This is a genomic window from Tardiphaga sp., assembly GCF_041424195.1.
Classification (GTDB): Bacteria; Pseudomonadota; Alphaproteobacteria; order Rhizobiales; family Xanthobacteraceae; genus Tardiphaga.
The window spans coordinates 101,291-119,238 of record NZ_JBGMOE010000161.1 but is presented as its reverse complement, the minus strand read 5'-3'; the positions used below and the strand labels follow the sequence as shown (position 1 = coordinate 119,238).

General features: G+C 61.0%; 17 protein-coding genes. 2 read left to right on the top strand and 15 right to left on the bottom strand.

The features are described from left to right. Nucleotides 1-2: 2 nt before the first annotated feature. The 9 genes from ACEK02_RS20985 to ACEK02_RS20945 all read right to left on the bottom strand — a co-directional run bounded on the left by ACEK02_RS20985 (nt 3) and on the right by ACEK02_RS20945 (nt 8,248). Nucleotides 3-1,505, bottom strand: a complete 1,503-nt coding sequence (locus ACEK02_RS20985; protein ID WP_371423488.1) for a tripartite tricarboxylate transporter permease — start codon at nt 1,503-1,505, stop codon at nt 3-5. Beyond that, nucleotides 1,502-1,951: a tripartite tricarboxylate transporter TctB family protein gene (locus ACEK02_RS20980; RefSeq protein ID WP_371423487.1), complete on the bottom strand. Its 450-nt coding sequence runs from the start codon at nt 1,949-1,951 to the stop codon at nt 1,502-1,504. The genes ACEK02_RS20985 and ACEK02_RS20980 overlap by 4 nt, the downstream gene beginning before the upstream one ends. Nucleotides 1,952-2,032: 81 nt before the next feature. After that, on the bottom strand, nt 2,033-2,998 hold the full coding sequence (locus ACEK02_RS20975; RefSeq protein ID WP_371423486.1) for a Bug family tripartite tricarboxylate transporter substrate binding protein: 966 nt from the start codon (nt 2,996-2,998) through the stop codon (nt 2,033-2,035). A 45-nt stretch (nt 2,999-3,043) separates the two neighbouring features. Beyond that, nucleotides 3,044-4,465 (bottom strand): UbiD family decarboxylase, encoded by a 1,422-nt coding sequence (locus tag ACEK02_RS20970; protein WP_371423485.1) that lies wholly within the window; start codon nt 4,463-4,465, stop codon nt 3,044-3,046. A gap of 119 nt (nt 4,466-4,584) precedes the next feature. Further along, on the bottom strand, nt 4,585-5,130 hold the full coding sequence (locus ACEK02_RS20965) for a TIGR02444 family protein (RefSeq protein WP_371423484.1): 546 nt from the start codon (nt 5,128-5,130) through the stop codon (nt 4,585-4,587). Between the two features lie 37 nt (nt 5,131-5,167). Further along, the gene (locus tag ACEK02_RS20960) at nt 5,168-5,773 is read right to left on the bottom strand and encodes a UbiX family flavin prenyltransferase (protein ID WP_371423611.1); all 606 of its coding nucleotides are present in this window, start codon (nt 5,771-5,773) and stop codon (nt 5,168-5,170) included. Beyond that, on the bottom strand, nt 5,763-6,143 hold the full coding sequence (locus ACEK02_RS20955; RefSeq protein ID WP_371423483.1) for a cupin: 381 nt from the start codon (nt 6,141-6,143) through the stop codon (nt 5,763-5,765). Before ACEK02_RS20955 ends, ACEK02_RS20960 begins: the two co-directional genes overlap by 11 nt. A gap of 24 nt (nt 6,144-6,167) precedes the next feature. Beyond that, entirely contained in the window at nt 6,168-7,667 is a 1,500-nt protein-coding gene (locus ACEK02_RS20950; RefSeq protein ID WP_371423482.1) for a 4-hydroxyphenylacetate 3-hydroxylase family protein, read from the bottom strand. A gap of 50 nt (nt 7,668-7,717) precedes the next feature. Further along, nucleotides 7,718-8,248 (bottom strand): flavin reductase family protein, encoded by a 531-nt coding sequence (locus ACEK02_RS20945; RefSeq protein ID WP_371423481.1) that lies wholly within the window; start codon nt 8,246-8,248, stop codon nt 7,718-7,720. Between the two features lie 196 nt (nt 8,249-8,444). Here ACEK02_RS20945 and ACEK02_RS20940 point away from each other — a divergent pair, with 196 nt between their 5' ends. Beyond that, the gene (locus ACEK02_RS20940; RefSeq protein ID WP_371423480.1) at nt 8,445-8,984 is read left to right on the top strand and encodes a MarR family winged helix-turn-helix transcriptional regulator; all 540 of its coding nucleotides are present in this window, start codon (nt 8,445-8,447) and stop codon (nt 8,982-8,984) included. A gap of 27 nt (nt 8,985-9,011) precedes the next feature. On the opposite strand, the gene ACEK02_RS20935 is transcribed toward ACEK02_RS20940, so the two are convergent. From ACEK02_RS20935 to ACEK02_RS20910, 6 genes are read right to left on the bottom strand one after another with little or no spacing between them, the layout of a single operon-like run. Further along, nucleotides 9,012-9,701: a response regulator gene (locus ACEK02_RS20935; protein ID WP_371423479.1), complete on the bottom strand. Its 690-nt coding sequence runs from the start codon at nt 9,699-9,701 to the stop codon at nt 9,012-9,014. After that, complete coding sequence (locus tag ACEK02_RS20930) at nt 9,698-12,418, bottom strand: DUF4118 domain-containing protein (protein ID WP_371423478.1); 2,721 nt, start codon at nt 12,416-12,418, stop codon at nt 9,698-9,700. Before ACEK02_RS20930 ends, ACEK02_RS20935 begins: the two co-directional genes overlap by 4 nt. A 56-nt stretch (nt 12,419-12,474) precedes the next feature. Beyond that, nucleotides 12,475-13,080: a K(+)-transporting ATPase subunit C gene (locus ACEK02_RS20925; RefSeq protein ID WP_371423477.1), complete on the bottom strand. Its 606-nt coding sequence runs from the start codon at nt 13,078-13,080 to the stop codon at nt 12,475-12,477. A gap of 11 nt (nt 13,081-13,091) precedes the next feature. Continuing rightward, complete coding sequence (gene kdpB / locus ACEK02_RS20920) at nt 13,092-15,215, bottom strand: potassium-transporting ATPase subunit KdpB (protein WP_371423476.1); 2,124 nt, start codon at nt 15,213-15,215, stop codon at nt 13,092-13,094. A 21-nt stretch (nt 15,216-15,236) separates the two neighbouring features. Then, complete coding sequence (gene kdpA / locus ACEK02_RS20915; protein WP_371423475.1) at nt 15,237-16,940, bottom strand: potassium-transporting ATPase subunit KdpA; 1,704 nt, start codon at nt 16,938-16,940, stop codon at nt 15,237-15,239. A 28-nt stretch (nt 16,941-16,968) separates the two neighbouring features. Beyond that, nucleotides 16,969-17,058 carry a K(+)-transporting ATPase subunit F gene (locus ACEK02_RS20910; RefSeq protein ID WP_081421711.1) on the bottom strand — a complete coding sequence of 30 codons (90 nt, stop codon included), beginning with the start codon at nt 17,056-17,058 and terminating at the stop codon, nt 16,969-16,971. Nucleotides 17,059-17,390: 332 nt separating this feature from the next. Between ACEK02_RS20910 and ACEK02_RS20905 the strand changes: the two genes are divergently transcribed. Then, nucleotides 17,391-17,897, top strand: coding sequence for a hypothetical protein (locus ACEK02_RS20905; protein ID WP_371423474.1), 507 nt, complete (start codon nt 17,391-17,393; stop codon nt 17,895-17,897). The last annotated feature ends 51 nt before the right edge of the window (nt 17,898-17,948 follow it).

Here is a 17,948-nt window from a genome sequence, read left to right as displayed (position 1 = left end):
TGTCACTCCTGAAAGACTTCGTTGCGGCGTTTGCTGATCGACGGCATGACGATGGAGATCAGCAAAGCTGCAGACAGGAGCAGAAGCACGAGGCTGATCGGCCGCTGCAGAAACACCATCGGATCGCCATGCGATGTGATCAGGCTGCGGCGGAAATTCTCCTCGACCATCGGACCGAGCACGAAGCCCATCAGCAATGGCGCAGGCTCTGCGTCCAGCTTGCGCAGGATATAGCCGAGAGCCGTGAAGCCCACGGTCATATAGATGTCGAAGCTCGAATTATTGACCGAGAACACGCCGATCGCACAGACCACGACGATAATCAGATAGAGAATACGATACGGCACATTGAGCAGCCGCACCCAGATCCCGATCATCGGCAGATTGATGATAACCAGCATCGCATTGCCGATAAACATGCTGGCGATCAGACCCCAGAACAGATCCGGCTGGCGCGAAATGATGGTCGGCCCCGGCGCGATGCCATGCAGCGTCAGCGCGCCGACCAGCAATGCCATTGTCGCGCTGGTTGGAATACCCATGGTCAACAGGGGCACGAAGGATGTCTGCGCGGCGGCGTTGTTGGCCGACTCCGGACCTGCAACGCCTTCGATGGCGCCGTTACCGAACCGCTCCGGTGTCTTCGATACGCGCTTCTCAAGCGCATAGGATGAGAAAGACGCAATTGTCGCACCACCACCGGGCAGGATGCCGAACAACGTGCCCAGCAACGTGCCGCGCATCACTGCGCCCCAGGCTCCGCGCAACACTTTGAAGGATGGCCAGATGCTGGTGATTTTCGAATGGTTGACGATGCGGGTGGAAACGCCTTCGAGATTCGAGATCACCTCGGCCACGCCGAACAGGCCCATCACCAGCGCGACGAAGTTGATGCCGTCGGACAACTCGATTAGACCGAACGTCATTCGCGCTTCACCGGTATTGATGTCCATACCGACCATGCCAAGCAGCAGGCCAAGGAAGATCATCGACACGGCGCGGAAGGCCGAGCCGTTGGCTAGCACCACCGCGGATACGAGGCCGAGCACCATCAAGGAAAAGTAATCGGGCGACGCAAACTTCTGCGTCATCAACGCCAGTGGCGGACCGAGGAGTGCGATCACCACGGTGCCGAAACAGCCCGCGATGAAGGAGCCGATTGCAGCAATCGCCAGCGCCTCGCCGGCCCGACCCTGCTGCGCCATCTTGTAGCCGTCTATGGCGGTGACGACGGACGTGGACTCGCCCGGAATATTGACCAGGATCGCCGTGGTCGAGCCGCCATATTGCGCGCCGTAGTAAATACCGGCGAGCATGATGATGGCCCCGACCGGATCGAGGGCGTAGGTGGCTGGCAGCAGCAACGAGATGGTGGCCACCGGACCCAGACCGGGCAGTACGCCGATCAATGTTCCGCAGACGGCGCCGATCAGACAGAACAGCAGGTTGATCGGCGTGGCGGCGACCGAGAAGCCATGGCCGAGCGCGGCAAACAGGTCGATCATGGCAGCACGCTCACGGGAATCTTGAGAAGCCAGACAAAAACGATCGAGGATACGATCGCCAGCGCGACAGCGGTGATTACGCTGGCCAGCCAGGTGGTTTCACGCGAAGCGAAATGCGCCAGGCCAACTTGCACCACGATCGAAATGGCGAGCCCGGCCCGCTCGACGAGCAAGCCGAACGCGGCAAAGGACAGCAGAATGAAGAACAAGGGACGCAGATGGACCGCACCGACCGGAACACCTGCAGTCGTCAGTCCCTTGACGATCATGACGAGACCCATGCCCAGCAGGATCAAGGCCAATCCAAGCGGGAAGTAGCCCGGGCCCATCTCGAGCACAGTGCCGACGGTCAGCGTGCGGATATAGAGCAAAGCGACGGCCGCAACCACGACGAGAAGCAAGCCCGTGTAGAAGTCCGAATTCCCACGCTGCGCGAGTGATTTCATGGCGGGCCCTTATGCCGTTTGCCGTCGAAACGATGGTCGGATGGCGCCTGCGTGAAGCAGGCACCACCGGGGATCACGCACTCAGGTCTTTTTCTCGGAGATTTCCTTGAGCAGCGTGCGCCACTGATCGACTTCCCTGGTGATCTGTGCCGTGTATTCAGCAGGCGTCGTAAACACCGTCGACGCACCAGCGACCGCCATGTTCTTCTTCACTTCCGGATCGGCGGCCATTTTCTTCAGGGCGTCCGATACTTTCGCGACGATCGCATCCGGCGTCGATGCCGGCGCCATGACGCCGTTCCACGACTCCACTGCATAGCCAGGCGACACCGTCTCCGCGACGGTTGGAAGCTTCGGCGTGAACTCGCTGCGGGTTGCGGACGTCACGGCCAGTGCGCGGACGGTATTGGCCTCGATCTGCGGCAGCGCGTCGGTCATGTTGGTGAAGGATAAATTGACTTCGCCCGAGACCACGGCTGCGGTTGCCGGCGAGCCGCCCTTGAATGGCACGTGAGTCATCTTGGTGCCGACACGCGCATCGAACAGAGCGACCGAGAAATACATCAGCCCGCCTGCACCGCTGGAGCCATAGGTCAGCTTGCCCGGATTGGCCTTGGCGTATTTGACGAGATCTTCCATCGAGTTGATTGGCAAAGATGGATTGACAATCACGGTTTGCGGAATCGTGCTGACGACGCTGATCGGCTTGAAGCTCTTGATCGGATCGTAAGACGTGGTCTGTGCGACCGGCGCGATCGAGATTGCTCCGACACTGCAGACGCACAGCGTGTAGCCGTCGCCCGGCGACTTCGACACCAGATCGGAACCAACGATACCACCACCACCGGCGCGATTATCGACGATCACCGTCTGCCCCAGTTCTTTCTCAAGGAAACGCGCGGTGATGCGACCGACCGCATCCGTGTAGCCACCCGGCGCATAGGGCACCACGAGTTTGATCGGCTTTGTCGGCCAGTCCTGCGCAGACGCGACAGTGGCGCTCAGTCCGGTGCCCATCAGCAGGGCCGCTGCAAGAAGTCGCTTCATCAGGGATTCCTAACCGTTGAGAGAAAGTCGAGAGGGCTTCAGATACTATGCAATGTTCGTTCCTACGAGCCCGAGCGCCTGCGTGGCCCTGTCCTCACCCGCGGCAAAATGACTGAGTTCGATATCGGTCTTTGCGAATTCGACACGCCGGAACTTGTCCTGATCCTCGAACGGTACCGTCGCATCGATGCCCAGCTTGGTGCGGATGCCTTCCTTGCTGACGCGTACATATTCGTGGCCACGCGCGCCCGGAATGAGGATGAGATCGCTCGATGCCTCCATGCGTGTCGCCACCGCATATTCGACATCGATGGGATCGCGAATATCGATGTCGTGGTCGACCATCGTAATCAGATCGAGATCCTTCAGCGCACCAAATGCCGCCATCATCGCATTGCGCTGGAGGCCGTTATGCTGGCGGCTCTGCTTCTTGACCTGAATGACCGCGTGGAAGCGATGCAAGCCGCCGGAGGTCATTTCAACGTCGGTGACAATCGGAATCGCCGATTGCAAGACCTTGAGCAGGCTGGCCTCGAGAACGTATTTACGCAGAATGATCGTCTCACGCCCGAAACCGTTGATGACATGATAGATCGGCCGCATGCGATGCGTGACGGCCGTAATTTTCAAAACGGGTGCATCCGCCGCCGGTGCGGCGAAGCCGACAAACTCCCCGAACGGACCTTCGGGAGCCACGTCATCGACCAGGATTTCACCTTCCAGCACGAATTCACATTCGGCCGGCACGATCATGTCCTGCGAGACGGCCCTGGCCACCGGCAGCGGCTTGCCGGCGAGACCACCGGCAACAGCCAGCTCATCGGCACTTTCCGGCATTTGCGACCCCATGGTCGCCGCCGTGAAATGCAGCGCCAGATCTGTTCCGATACAGACCGCAACTGGCAGCGACTTGCCCTGCGCCTTGGCGCGCTCGAAAGCGAGGCGGAGATGACGACCGAAGTCGAGCTTGATGGCGACGCGATCCGGCCCAAGCAGCTGTAGCCGATGATATGACGCGTTGTAGATGCCGGTCTCGGGGTCTTTGACGACGACAATGCCAGCTGTGATGTAACGCCCTGCATCCCCCGGCGCATGAAACAGCGCCGGCAGCATCTTCGTGATATCGAAACCGCTCTTCAGCACGACTTCCTGTGACGGCGCGTTGGCGACGACTTCGGGCGGAAGCGGACCACCCATGGCGCGCTGTACCAGGCCACGGATACCGTTGAAATCGAGGCCGAATGCGGCCTCGCAGTTTTCCTTCGAGCTCAGCAGATTCCCGACCAGCGGAACATCGTAGCCTTTAACCGACGGAAATAGCAGCGTTTGCCGCCCATCGTGCTTTTTCAGCACCGCCGCGATCTCCAGATGCGGATCAGCAGGCTTCTCGAATGTCAGAATACGGTCGCTTTTGGCGAGACGTGCCAGTGCGGAACGGAAGCGGGTGTCGAGGATCTGCTGCGTCATGTGGATTTTTGTTCTCTTCTCGTCTGATCACAGAATTGCGAACAAAGATAGCTAAGCACCAAAGCTAGTCAAGCATGCTCGCTAGGCACAGACTGACTAATTTGGCAGCGTGCAATGCATCATTGCACGAATTTATCAGTGGCTGAGAGAAGCGTGTCGAAGGCGGCCTGCAGGCTGCCAATCTGATGATGACGCTCCTCGCCCAGTGCTAGCAGCACGACGTCACGCATGACGCCGCCAATCGCTTCCCGCGCCGGTCTGCGGTCCTGAGATACCCTGCCCTGCAGCCAGGCAGCAAGCAGATCGTTCTCAAGACGCTCGGCGATCAGTTCGCTCGCCTTGATCTGGGATCGCAGACTGTCGGTCACTTCGGAGGGGGCGGGCGCTGGGCCGGATTTCAGCGCCGTGCGGAGTGCGCGAAGGGGACGAACCACCTGTTCGCGCCATGGGCGGCATTCATTGTCCATATCCTTGATGTCGGGAACGGTCAGGACGATACGCCGCTGCGCCGCTGCGAAGATCACCACCAGCAACATCATGACATCGACGCCGGTATCGGCCTGCAACTTCAGGCAGGCGTCAGACACGCCGGGCTCTGCATAGAGCTTGAGGGCGAAGGCCCAGCTCTCTGCTGCAAGGTCCCGGCCATCATCCGTCATTGCCATCGTGCCGCCACGCTTGTCACGTCCGGCAACGGCGCGGTCATGGGATATCCCGGGTCTTGGCGGGATTGAGGCCATTCCAGCGGCTCACCACATCGGTCTGGATATCGAACAGATCGAGTACCCGCCCCAGCGTCTGGTCGACCATCTGTTCGATACTGGCTGGCCTGGCATAGAAGGCCGGGACCGGCGGATAGACGATGGCGCCGATTTCAGTCACTGCCGCCATCGATTTCAGGTGACCGAGATGCAGCGGTGCTTCGCGCGCCATCAGCACCAGCCGACGACGTTCCTTGAGCACGACATCAGCGGCACGCGTCACCAACGACGAGGTGACGCCGCTGGCGATCTCCGCCAGGCTGCGCATCGAGCACGGCGCGATCACCATGCCCATGGTCTTGAACGATCCGGAGGAAATCGTCGCGCCTATATTATCCGCCTGATGCACGACGTCAGCCAGATCGGTGACGTCGGACACTTTGAGATCCAGCTCCTGGGTCAGCGTGATCTTGGCCGACTTGCTCAGCACGAGATGCGTTTCGACGTCCGTTGCCTGCAACAGCCGCAGCAGACGGACACCATAAATGGTGCCCGATGCCCCGGTGATGCCAACGATCAGACGCCGCGGCGCTGTCTCAGACTGGATCGAAATAGTGGATCTCCATCAGCACGCAACCGCCTACCGACTTGAACGGACCATGATAGGCACCGGGGGGACGGCAGGCATAGGTGTTTGGCTTGAAAGACTCGCCGCCATTGCCCTGCTTGTCATTGCCGACGATCAGATCGCCGGTGAACAGGAATACCTCTTCCCAGTATTCGTGCACGAATGGCTCGGTAGTGTAAACGCCCGGCTCGAAACGCAGCAGGCGGGTCCGGCTGCCACGCTTGTTCGCCTCGTCGAGCGCGCCCGACAGGATCTTCTGCTGGATGCCGGCCGGATAGCCCGCAGGCGTCTCCCATCCCGAGGACATATCGACGGTGCGGAATTCATCGTGAAGTTTATTGATGGCCATGGTCAGGTTTCCTGAAGGGACGGATCAAGCGACAGCGCGCGGCGAGGTGACCGGCGCTGCAGAGGTGGTGACTTCATCAGCAAGGTCATAGCTGGACAACATCTTGTCGAGCAACGCCGCCGACCTCATCCAGTCATAGGTGCGGAAGGCATGGCCCTTGGTGACGAAGGTCGCGCCGGCAAAGAACATCTCGTATTGCGAGTGACGCGAGGCGAATTCGGAGCCGACCGCGTCCCAGGCCAGCTTGTAGAATTTGACCTTTTCGGTCGCGCTGGCGGCCGGTGACTGCTGGGTCTTGCCGATCAGGCGCGCCAGTTCCGGATTGGCGAAGTCCTTCACAGACGACGGCAGCATGATCATCCCGCCGCCGGCGAGTTCGCGCAGGGTGTTGATGACCTTGGAATAGAGTTGCTGGGTCAGAACCTGCGCCGAATACAGCATGGCCCGGTCCGGCACGTAGTAGGCGCCGCGCTGCGTGCCCTTGGTCTCCATCGCCACCACAAAGGCCTCGACCATCGACACTTCGGCGGCGAGCTGGCCGAGCATTTCCTTCACCTGCGGGAAGCCGGCGATACCGTTGGTCTCGGCGGTCCGGTATGCGATGCCGATCAGGAAGCGCAGCTTCACCGAGAGCCGGATCATGGCCTGGTAGTTCTGGTACACATGCGCCGGAGTGGCGTGGAACTGCTTCTGGCACATCGCGATGTCATCGACGATGAACACGCGATCCCAAGGCACCTTCACGTCGTCGAAGTACAGCACGGCATCATTTTCATCGAACCGGCTCGACAGCGGGTTGTCGAATACCGACGGCGACGCAGCCTCGTACGACTTGCGCGACAGCACTTTCAGACCCTTGGTGTTCATCGGAATCGCGAAGGACACCGCATATTTCTCGTCACCGGGCTGCAGCGGCTGAATACAGGTGACGAACACCTCGTTTGCCATGATGCCGCCGGTCGCCAGCATCTTGGCGCCACGAATCGTCAGCCCCTCGGCATCGCGCGACACCACGCCCGCTGACAGGAACGGATCGGCCTGCTCCGCCGCGCTCTTGGAGCGGTCGGCCTGCGGGTTGATAATGACGTAAGTGAGGTAGAGGTCGTTGTCGCGGGCGTAGCGATAGTAGTCAGCCAGCGCCTTGGCGCGCGCCTTGTCGTAAGCCTCGAACACCTCGACACCCATATACATACCTGCGATGCAGGAGGCGACGTGATCCGGCGCGCGGCCCATGAACCCGGCATGCAGCTCGGTCCAGGCTTCCAGCCCGTGGCGACGATTGACCAGCGCATCATAGCTGCCGGGCAATTCCCAGATCCGGTTGGCGCGGGTACCGGTCTCGGTCTCAAAGGTCATCAGGTCGCGATTTTCCGGCGCGCTCTGAAAATCGAACATCCGCCCGATCGAAGCTACCGCACCGCGGAATGCCGGATGGGTAGTCACGTCATCCACCAGCTCGCCATCGAGATAGATTTCACGGCCGTCGCGCAGGCTCGCGATATGCTGTTCGCCGGTCTTGATCATGGGTTGCCTCGGTCACTTTCAGTCATGATGAGCATTTCAGGTGTGTTGTTTCAGTAGTGCATCGGCAGCGGCCATTCCGGACTGCGCTCGGTGCTCGCAAGGCTGCGATAGGCCCCGCGGAAGAAGATCAACGGCTCGTTGGCCGGATAGGCGGCGAACTTCACCACCCGGCCGACGAAGATTACATGGTCTCCGCCGTCATATTGCGCGTATGGCGCGCATTCGAAGTGCGCGAGCGCGCCGGCGATCAGGGGCGCCGCCTCATGGCCCAGCGTATGCTCGACCGCCGCCCACTTATCGTCGAGCGCCCTGGCGAACTTGTTCGACAGGCGCTCCTGGTCGCGGCCGAGGATGTTCACGGCGTAGCCCTTGGCCTCGGTCATCGCCTTGAGGCTGAAGGCCTTGCGGTCGATTGAGAACAGGATCAGCGGCGGATCGACCGAGACCGAGTTGAACGAACTCATGGTCAGGCCGATCGCATGACCATCGGCGGCTTCGGCCGTGATCACGGCGACGCCGGTGGCAAACTGCCCGAGCGCCTGGCGGAAGGCGCGGGGATCCACGTCCGCAGTGGCGCCCATGGTCATCTCCTGATCGCAAAACCCAACGGCACACATATAGCTTTATAACAAAGCTATATTATCGAACGAAAGCTCGTGCTGTCAAGCATGGCTGATCTGCCCCGCGCCGGTTCCAACTTGTTTGTAAGTAACGCCGCCGCTATACGACTCATAGGTGTGCGGGGGCCTGATGGCGACTAGAAGCAAATCACGTAAAATGAAGGTAGAGCCGACGATTTCGCGGCCACAATTGATGGTCGACGGGTCGGATCGGGCTTTCCGTCAATTCGTTCATGACACTTTGGCGTTTTCGGCGCGGCTTCAGGCTGTGCGCGGGCAGCTCGGCGCCGTTATTGGCCTATCAGGCACGCAGTATACGGTGCTGATTGCGATTGCTCATTTGAGCGGCACCGATGAGAAGATTGGCGTCAATCAGGTTGCCGAGCATCTACACTTCAGCGGCGCGTTCATTACCATTGAAATCAACAAGCTGGTATCAAGCGGCCTTGTCGAGAAAGAGACCGACGAGGAAGACCGTCGCCGCGTCATCCTGACCATCACCCCGAAAGCGCGCGCGTTGCTCAATGAATTGGCACCCGTTCAGCGTCCAGTGAATGACATGCTGTTTCGCAGCATGACCGCTGCCGATTTCGAGCGAACACGCAAACTCATGTCGGAGATGGTGGAAGCCGCCGACGAGGCGATCCGGCTGCTGGACTACAACGCGCCGGCATCGATAGCGCGGCAGACGAAATAGCCTACCGCGCAACGGTTTCATGGTTGGCTATTCTCCGGCGCGCAGCCGATAGCCAATACCCGTTTCCGTCAGGACGAATTGCGGCCGCTCCGGATCAAGCTCGATCTTTTGCCTGAGCTGGCGGACATAGACGCGCAGATATTGCGCGTCGGTGAGCTCGTCCCACAATTCCTTCAGCAGAAACCGGTGAGTCAGCACCTTGCCGGCATGCTGCACCAGGACCCGCAGCAGCTCATATTCCTTCGGTGAGAGTTTCACGTCGCGGTCGCCGACCTTCACAATCCGGCGCACCAGATCGACGGACAATTCTCCGGAGCGGAATACCGGCCGCTCGCCATGAACCTGTAGCTGATGCCGAAGAGCGGCCCGCATCCGCGCCAGCAACTCATCCATGCCGAACGGCTTGGTGAGATAGTCGTCGGCACCGAGATCGAGCGCCTGCACCTTGCCGGCTTCATCGCCGCGGCTGGACAGCACCACGATCGGCACACTGTCGTCCCGGGCGCGAATCATCTGCAGCAGATCATGGCCCTGGATGTCCGGCAGGCCCAGATCGAGGATGATCAAAGCGGGCTTCTCCGCCAGTTTCTCCAGCGCGATCTTGCCGTTGCTGGCCTCAAGGACGTCATAGCTCTGGGTGCTGAGGCCCATGCGCAGCAATTTGCGGATCGGCGGTTCATCATCGATGATCAGAACCTTGATGGCAGCGGTATTCATGCGGCGGTGTCCAGAGCTTCGGAGGCCGGCGGGATGGGAAGACGAATGGTCAGCACGGCACCACTGCGGTCGACGCGATTGGCGGCCGAAATGGTGCCATGCATTGCCTCAACGAAGCCCCGAGAGATCGCAAGGCCGAGGCCAGTGCCCGCCCTGACATGATCGCCCTTGTTGGCGCGGTAGAATTTATCGAACACCTGCTCGAGATCGGCGGGTGGAATGCCCGTCCCCTCGTCGGTCACCTGCAGCAAAACCGACTCCTTGTCGCGCATCGCCTTGATCGCGATGGCACTGTTGTCCGGGGCATATTTTGCGGCATTGTCGAGCAGGTTGAATAGCACCTGCTCGAACAGCACCGCGTCAAGCTCCAGCATGGGCAGGTCCGGCGCCAGATCCAGCGCAACGCGATGCTTGATGAGGATCTTGCCGGCTCGGCGCAGCGCGCTGCCGATAATCTCTGCGAGATCGTGCGGCGTTGCGTTCGGGACCACGGCACCGGATTCCAGCTTGGTCATATCAAGCAGATTGGCGATGAAACGGTTCAGCCGTTCGGATTCGTCGATCACCGTACCGAGCAGGTCGGCTTTTTCAGCCTCGGTGAGCTTCGGCGACAGGTCCCGCAGCGTGGAGGCTGCACCAAGCACGGAGGCCAGCGGTGTCTTCAGGTCATGCGAGATCGAGGTCAGCAGCGCCTGACGGAGCCGGTCGGATTCGACGTTGCGCTGAGCCCGGTCCATGTCTTCCACAAGTTGCACACGCTCGATGGCCAGCGCGCTCTGGTCCACAAGCGCATCCAGCAACCGGCGCTGGTCCGGTGTCAGCAGCGGACCTGTACGGTCATCGTCGATGCCGATCACGCCGATCGGTCCACGGCCGGTGCGCATCGGCAGAAACAACCGCTTGGCACCTGGCAATGTGTCGGAGCCACGACCGGCCGGTCGATCGTTGCTCCAGGCCCAGTTGGCAGCGGCCAGATCCGCCTTGTCCAACTCGTCCTCAGGGGGATAGCCCGCTTTGACGGTGATGACGCCCTGTTCCGGCAGCAAAAGCACGACGCGCACCTTGAGCATCAATGCGATCTGATAGGCGCTCGCCCACAGCACATCGTCGAGCGCCGCCGTGCCGGCGAGTTTGCGACTGAACGCGTAGAGCGACTCGGTTGTCCGCACCCGACCGAAGGCCGAGACGGCCTGCGTGCGCACCCGTGCCGCGACATTGGACACCAGAATAGCGATCAGCATGAAGAAGAAGAACGCCGCCACATTGGTCGGATCGGTGATGGTGAGCGTGTAGACCGGCGGCAGGAAAAAGAAATTATAACAGAGTGACGCCACCACACTTGCCATGATCGATGGCCACAGCCCAAAGCGAACCGCGACGACGACTACGGCTGTGAGGAACACCAGATCGACGTTCTCGACCCCGAACAGCGGCCGCATCAACGTAGCAGCACCCAGCGCAACAGCCACGATCGCCGGTGCCGCGAGATAGGGCTTGGCATCGAATGGCTCGACGCGATCTGTCATCTGCGCGCGTTTCGCGGCAGGCTCCGTGGGCAGCGCATCGCCAGCAATCACATGCACGCTGATATTGCCGGCGCGCCGAACGAGATCATGCACCACCGAGCCGCGTACCAGCTCGAACCACCATGACCGCGATGCCTTGCCGATCACGATCTGGGTCACGTTGTTGGCATGGGCATAGCCGAGCAGATCGTCGGCGATCCGCCGTCCAGCGCCCGGAATCGTCAGGGCTTCGGCACCAAGCGTTTCGGCGAGCCGCAGCGTATCGGCCAGCCCGTCGCGCTGTTCTTCAGTGAGTTGAAGGCTGCGCCGCGTCTCGATGCTGACCGCCGCCCACGGTGCGTGAAGCCGATCCGCGAGACGCTTGGTGTAACGGACCAGCCCGGCCGAGCGCGGGTCCTCACTGATACAGACCAGAATACGCTCGCCGGCGGCCCATGGACCGGCGATGGCGTTGGCCTGCATATGAGTGAGCAGTTGCTCATCGACGCGATCCGCTGTGCGGCGCAACGCCAACTCGCGTAGCGCCGTGAGATTGCCGGGCGAGAAATAATGCTCCAGCGCACGCTCGGCCTGTTTGGGAACGTAGACCTTGCCTTCCTTCAGGCGCTGGATCAGATCGTCCGGGGTGAGGTCGATCAGCTCGATGGCGTCAGCCCGATCGAACACCGAATCCGGCACGGTCTCGCGCACCCGCACATGGGTGATCTGCGCGACCACATCGTTCAGGCTTTCGATGTGCTGGATATTCACTGCGGTATAGACGTCGATCCCTGCGGCCAGTAATTCCGCGACGTCGAGATAGCGCTTCGAGTGCCGGCTGCCCGGCGCGTTGGTATGGGCGAGCTCATCGACCAGTGCGATCTGCGGGCGCCGCGCGATCAGCGCATCGAGGTCCATTTCCTCGAGGACCTGGCCCTTGTGATCGATACGGCGCCGCGGAATGACTTCCAGATCCGTGAGCAGCGCCTCGGTCTCGGCGCGGCCGTGGGTCTCGACAACACCGACCACGACATCGACGCCCGCCTTGCGCCTGGCGTGGGCGCTCTGCAGCATCTCATAGGTCTTGCCGACGCCGGGAGCGGCGCCGACGAAGATCTTCAACCGCCCGGCCGCATCTTCCTCGCGCCTTGCTGTTTCCAGCAAGGCCTCAGGCGAAGGTCTTCGGTCGGGATCGCGGCTCTGATTTGCCATAAGGCAATATAGTCTCCGCCAAATCTTAGGCTAGATGAGACTTGGGCCTGGACGGCCTATTTGGGTGCGACGGCGTCCAGGGCGAGATTCAACGCGAGAACGTTAACGCGCGGTTCGCCGAGCAGACCGCCCAAGCGGCCCTCGATCTTCTCGGTCACCAACTGACGGACGCGATCCTCAGGCAGCTTGCGCGCCTTGGCGACCCGAGGCACCTGAAACAGTGCGCCCTCCGGCGAGATGTTCGGGTCGAGCCCGCTGCCCGACGTGGTGACGAGATCAATCGGCACGGGCATCGATGGATTCTCCGCCTTCAATTTCTCGACGTCATCCTTGACGCGATCGATCAGTGCCTTGCTGGTCGGACCGAGATTGGAGCCCATCGAGTTAACAGCATTGTATGGCTGCGGCACTGTCTTGGTGGAGTCCTGGGGGTCGGCACCGGTGGTTGCCGAAGGGCGGCCGTGGAAGTAGTCGTCGCCCTTGAATTCCTGACCGATGAGTGCAGAGCCTATCACCTTGCCGTCTCTTTCGATGAGGCTACCTTGCGCCTGGCTCGGCATGATCGCCCCGGCAATGCCCGTCATCGCGAGCGGATAGCCGAGGCCGGTGATGGCAGTGAGGCCGAGCAACAGAACGATGGCCGGGCGAATTTCTCTCAACATAGCGGAACTCCTCAAACCATGTGCAGGGCGGTGACAACGAGGTCGATCGCCTTGATACCGATGAACGGAACGATGATGCCGCCGAGGCCGTAGATCAGCAGGTTGCGGCGGAGTAGTGCGCCTGCGCCGATCGGGCGATAGGCGACGCCTTTCAGGGCCAGCGGGATCAGCGCGATGATGATGATCGCATTGAAGATGATGGCCGACAGGATGGCGCTCTGCGGGCTTGCCAGCTTCATGATGTTGAGTGCTTCGAGCTGCGGATAGAAGGCGAGGAAGATCGCCGGGATAATGGCGAAGTATTTCGCCACGTCATTGGCGATCGAGAACGTGGTCAGCGCCCCTCGCGTCATCAGGAGCTGTTTGCCAATTTCGACGACCTCGATGAGCTTGGTCGGATTGGAGTCGAGATCGACCATGTTGCCGGCCTCGCGCGCCGCCTGCGTGCCGGTGTTCATGGCGACGCCCACATCGGCCTGCGCCAGTGCCGGGGCGTCATTGGTGCCATCACCGCACATGGCGACCAGCTTGCCTTTGGCCTGCTCGTCGCGGATGAGCTGCAGCTTGTCCTCCGGGGTGGCCTGCGCGAGGAAATCATCAACACCGGCTTCGGCTGCGATGGCGGCAGCCGTCATCGGATTATCGCCGGTGATCATGATCGTCCGGATACCCATGCGACGCAGTTCGGCGAAGCGCTCGCGAATACCGCCCTTGACGATATCCTTGAGGTGAATGACGCCAAGCAGCTTGCCGTCACGTGCCACGGCCAACGGTGTGCCACCGGCCTTTGCAATCTCGTCGGAGATCGCCTGGATCTCGCGCGCCGTATCCGACATGGCAGCAGGCTGCATCGCGCGCGCAGTATTACCGGATGCCACGGCGAACGACCCACCACCGTTGACGTAAGCCAGCATCGAATCCACCGCGCCCTTGCGCACCGACGAGCCACCGGCGTCGACACCGCTCATCCGGGTCTGTGCGGTGAACGGCACGAAGGTCGCTGACAGTTCGGCCATGTCGCGGCCACGAATGCCGTATTTCTCCTTGGCCAGTACGACGATGGAGCGACCCTCCGGGGTTTCGTCCGCGAGCGATGCGAGCTGCGCCGCATCGGCCAGTTCCTGCTCGGTTACGCCACGCACCGGACGGAAGGCTGTCGCCTGACGATTGCCGAGCGTGATCGTGCCGGTCTTGTCGAGCAGCAACGTATCGACATCGCCCGCCGCTTCCACCGCGCGGCCGGACATCGCCAGCACGTTGAAGCGCACCAGGCGATCCATCCCGGCAATGCCGATGGCCGACAGCAGCGCGCCGATGGTCGTCGGGATCAGCGTGACGAACAACGCGACCAGCACCACCACCGAAATCGAACCACCTGCGTAAGCCGTGTAGCTCGGGATTGTCACCGTGGCGAAGACGAAGATGATCGTGAGGCCGACCAGGAGAATGTTCAGCGCAATCTCGTTCGGCGTCTTCTGTCGTTCGGCACCTTCCACCAGTTTGATCATGCGATCGATGAAGGTCGAGCCCTGCGCTGCGGTAATGCGAACGCGAATCCAGTCGCTTAGCACCTGCGTGCCACCGGTGACCGCCGATCGGTCACCGCCGGACTCGCGGATGACAGGCGCGGATTCACCGGTGATGGCAGCCTCATTCACGGAAGCAACGCCTTCGATGACTTCGCCGTCGGAGGGGATGGTGTCGCCGGCTTCCACCAGCACGACATCGCCGACTTTCAGGCTGGTGCCCGAGACCATGCGGTAGCTCTTGTCACCAGAGTCACTGCCGGTGAGCAGCTTGGCCTGGCTTTCAGTCCGCGTCTTCTTTAGCGACTCCGCCTGCGCCTTGCCGCGGCCTTCGGCGACAGCTTCGGCAAAATTGGCGAACAGCACGGTGAACCAGAGCCACAGAATGATTTGGAACGTGAAGCCCAGATCGCTTCCGCCCATGATGGCATTCTTGATGAAAATCACCGTAGTAAGCGCGGCCACGACTTCGACCACGAACATCACGGGATTCTTGATCATCAATCGCGGATCAAGCTTGGTAAAAGCCGATCGGATCGCAGGCAACACGATTTTCGCATCCAGCATGGCCGAGACTGGCACCCGCTTCTGCAGTTTCAACGTTTCCATGGTGAGTACTCCGAAATCCGATCAGAACAGGGTATTGGCGGTCATCGCGAGGTGCTCGACAATCGGCCCTAGCGCGAGCGCCGGGAAGAAGGTGAGACCGCCGATGATCAGGATCACGCCGATGACGAGGCCAACAAAGAGACCGCCGGTGGTCGGCAGCGTACCGGCCGATGGCGGGATCGATTTCTTCGCGGCCAATGATCCGGCCAGCGCCATGGCAGGCACGATCATGAAGAAGCGGCCGACGAACATCGAGGTCGCCAGTGTGAGGTTGTAGAAGAACGTATTGCCGGTGAGCCCGCCGAAGGCCGAACCGTTATTGCCGGTCGCCGAAGTGAAGGCGTAGAGCACTTCGGTAAAGCCATGCGGTCCGGCATTGGCCATCGACGCCACAGCCGACGGCAACACCACCGCCACCGCGGTCCAGCCGAGATACATCAGCGGCAGGACGAGAATGGCGAGCATCGCCATCTTGACTTCGCGCGCCTCGATCTTCTTGCCGACATATTCCGGCGTACGGCCGACCATCAGACCGGCGACGAAGATTGCCAGCACGACGAACAGCAGCATGCCATAAAGCCCGGCGCCGACGCCGCCGACGATGATTTCGCCGAGCTGCATGTTGATCAGCGGGATCATGCCCCCGATCGCCGTAAAGGAATCATGCATCGCATTGACCGCGCCGCAAGAGGCCGCCGTGGTGATGACAGCGAAGAGCGACGACGCGACGATGCCGAAGCGCAGCTCCTTGCCCTCCATATTGCCGCCGGTCAGGCCAAGCGCGTTGAGGCCCGTGGTGCCCGAGGCTTCGGCGCCATAGGTGATGGCGACGCCGGCGACGAACAGCACCCCCATCACGGCGAGGATCGCCCAGCCCTGCCTGGGGTTGCCGACCATACGGCCGAACACATTGGTCATCGCCGCACCCAGCGCGAAGATCGAGACCATCTGGATGAAATTCGACAGTGCGGTCGGGTTCTCGAACGGATGCGCAGCATTGGCGTTGAAGAAGCCGCCGCCATTGGTGCCGAGCATCTTGATAGCAACCTGCGATGCCACCGGGCCGACCGCGATGGTCTGTTTCGCACCCTCCAGCGTCGTGGCATCGACATAGGCGCCAAGCGTCTGCGGAATGCCCTGCCAGACCAAGAACAGTGTGTAGACGATGCAGATCGGCAAGAGAATGTAGAGCACGCAACGGGTGATATCGACCCAGAAATTGCCGATGGTGCGCATCGACGACCGTGCAAAACCGCGGATCAGGGCCACGGCCAACGCGATGCCGGCCGCCGCCGACAGGAAGTTATGTACGGTCAGGCCCAACATCTGGGTCAGATACGACACGGTGCTTTCGCCGCCGTAGTTCTGCCAGTTGGTATTGGTGATGAAAGAGATCGCGGTGTTGAAGGAGAGATCTTCGGCGACTGCGGATTGCCCGGCAGGATTGAACGGCAGCACGGCCTGCAGCCGCATGACCGCATACAGGCCGAGGAAACCGACCACATGAAACAGCAGCATGCCGACCGTATAGGTCAGCCAGTGCTGCTCGCGTTTCTCTTCAACGCCGGCAACCCAATACAGCCCGGCTTCGACCGGTCGCAGAATCAGAGAGAGGAAAGTACGTTCGGCGCTGAAGACTGATGTCATGTAGCCGCCGAGCGGCTTCACCAGCACAAGAACCACGCCGCAGTACAAAGCGATTTGAATCCAGCCAATTGTTGTCATGTCAGTGGACCTTTTGGATTGCGTGCGCTCAGAACCGCTCGGGCCGCAGCAGCGCGTAAGTGAGATAGATCAGCAATGCCGCAGATACGAAGCCGGCAAGCGTGTAATCGAAAATCATGATGCGCTCCTCACAGCCGCTCGCAGGCATAGGCATAACCCAGCGCGAGAATGAAAAAGCCGAGCCCGAGGGCCAGCATGACGACGTCCAGCATGGAAAGCTCCTGATGCACTGGCTGCAGCAGCGGAAAGGAAACAGCTTCCGCGCCTGATGCAGGATCAGGTGCCAGTCAGGAGGTAGGTTTTCGAGATGGAGTGGACGATGAACTTATAGGAATCTCATAAAGACGCGGAGAAGCACACGCCCATGCGTCGCCAGTCCTCAGGCGCTTATGCAGCCTTTATATCTTTGTGCCCGAAGCTGCCTCGTATTCGAATGGCGGACGACGGACATTGCATGATGCGGCCTTCCGAAGATCGCGCTGTTCATGGAGAACCGTCATGTCGTTAATCTCACTTCAGCAAACGCTCCTTTCCGAAGCGCCATCCGAAACGACTCCGCTTGACGCGATGGCCTTCACCGCAATCTGCCTCGCCACCTGCAAGCGCTTGCCCGCCATGCGCCGCACGGCGGAAGCCCAACGCCTCGATCGCCTGGTCGCCGCCGGCGCCTGGACCGACGCCGCGCTTGCCTTGATCGCGATCGAACTACCGCGGTGGCAACTGCGTCGGCTCGTTTATGACGAAGGCGAATGGCATTGCGCGCTCTCGAACCGGCGTGACCTTCCAGACTGGCTGGACAGCGCCGTCGAGACGCATCACCCGGACATGGCGACGGCGATCCTGGATGCATTTCGCGCTATTGTTAGCCGCGGAGGCACGCCGCATCTGACGCAAGCGCCCGTGCGCGCAATCCAGCGCACCGATTCCGAGCCGATGCTGTGTGAGAATTACTGTTGAGTGAAGAGGACCAGTGCGAAGTGCTGTAGCTCGACCGTCTCGAACAGCCTT

Bases quoted from the DNA above. Each gene is read 5' to 3' on its own strand.
- ACEK02_RS20985 (WP_371423488.1), bottom strand. From the start codon at position 1,505: ATGATCGACCTGTTTGCCGCGCTCGGCCATGGCTTCTCGGTCGCCGCC.
- ACEK02_RS20980 (WP_371423487.1), bottom strand. From the start codon at position 1,951: ATGAAATCACTCGCGCAGCGTGGGAATTCGGACTTCTACACGGGCTTG.
- ACEK02_RS20975 (WP_371423486.1), bottom strand. From the start codon at position 2,998: ATGAAGCGACTTCTTGCAGCGGCCCTGCTGATGGGCACCGGACTGAGC.
- ACEK02_RS20970 (WP_371423485.1), bottom strand. From the start codon at position 4,465: ATGACGCAGCAGATCCTCGACACCCGCTTCCGTTCCGCACTGGCACGT.
- ACEK02_RS20965 (WP_371423484.1), bottom strand. From the start codon at position 5,130: ATGGCAATGACGGATGATGGCCGGGACCTTGCAGCAGAGAGCTGGGCC.
- ACEK02_RS20955 (WP_371423483.1), bottom strand. From the start codon at position 6,143: ATGGCCATCAATAAACTTCACGATGAATTCCGCACCGTCGATATGTCC.
- ACEK02_RS20950 (WP_371423482.1), bottom strand. From the start codon at position 7,667: ATGATCAAGACCGGCGAACAGCATATCGCGAGCCTGCGCGACGGCCGT.
- ACEK02_RS20945 (WP_371423481.1), bottom strand. From the start codon at position 8,248: ATGGGCGCCACTGCGGACGTGGATCCCCGCGCCTTCCGCCAGGCGCTC.
- ACEK02_RS20940 (WP_371423480.1), top strand. From the start codon at position 8,445: ATGAAGGTAGAGCCGACGATTTCGCGGCCACAATTGATGGTCGACGGG.
- ACEK02_RS20935 (WP_371423479.1), bottom strand. From the start codon at position 9,701: ATGAATACCGCTGCCATCAAGGTTCTGATCATCGATGATGAACCGCCG.
- ACEK02_RS20930 (WP_371423478.1), bottom strand. From the start codon at position 12,418: ATGGCAAATCAGAGCCGCGATCCCGACCGAAGACCTTCGCCTGAGGCC.
- ACEK02_RS20925 (WP_371423477.1), bottom strand. From the start codon at position 13,080: ATGTTGAGAGAAATTCGCCCGGCCATCGTTCTGTTGCTCGGCCTCACT.
- kdpB (WP_371423476.1), bottom strand. From the start codon at position 15,215: ATGGAAACGTTGAAACTGCAGAAGCGGGTGCCAGTCTCGGCCATGCTG.
- kdpA (WP_371423475.1), bottom strand. From the start codon at position 16,940: ATGACAACAATTGGCTGGATTCAAATCGCTTTGTACTGCGGCGTGGTT.
- ACEK02_RS20910 (WP_081421711.1), bottom strand. From the start codon at position 17,058: ATGATTTTCGATTACACGCTTGCCGGCTTCGTATCTGCGGCATTGCTG.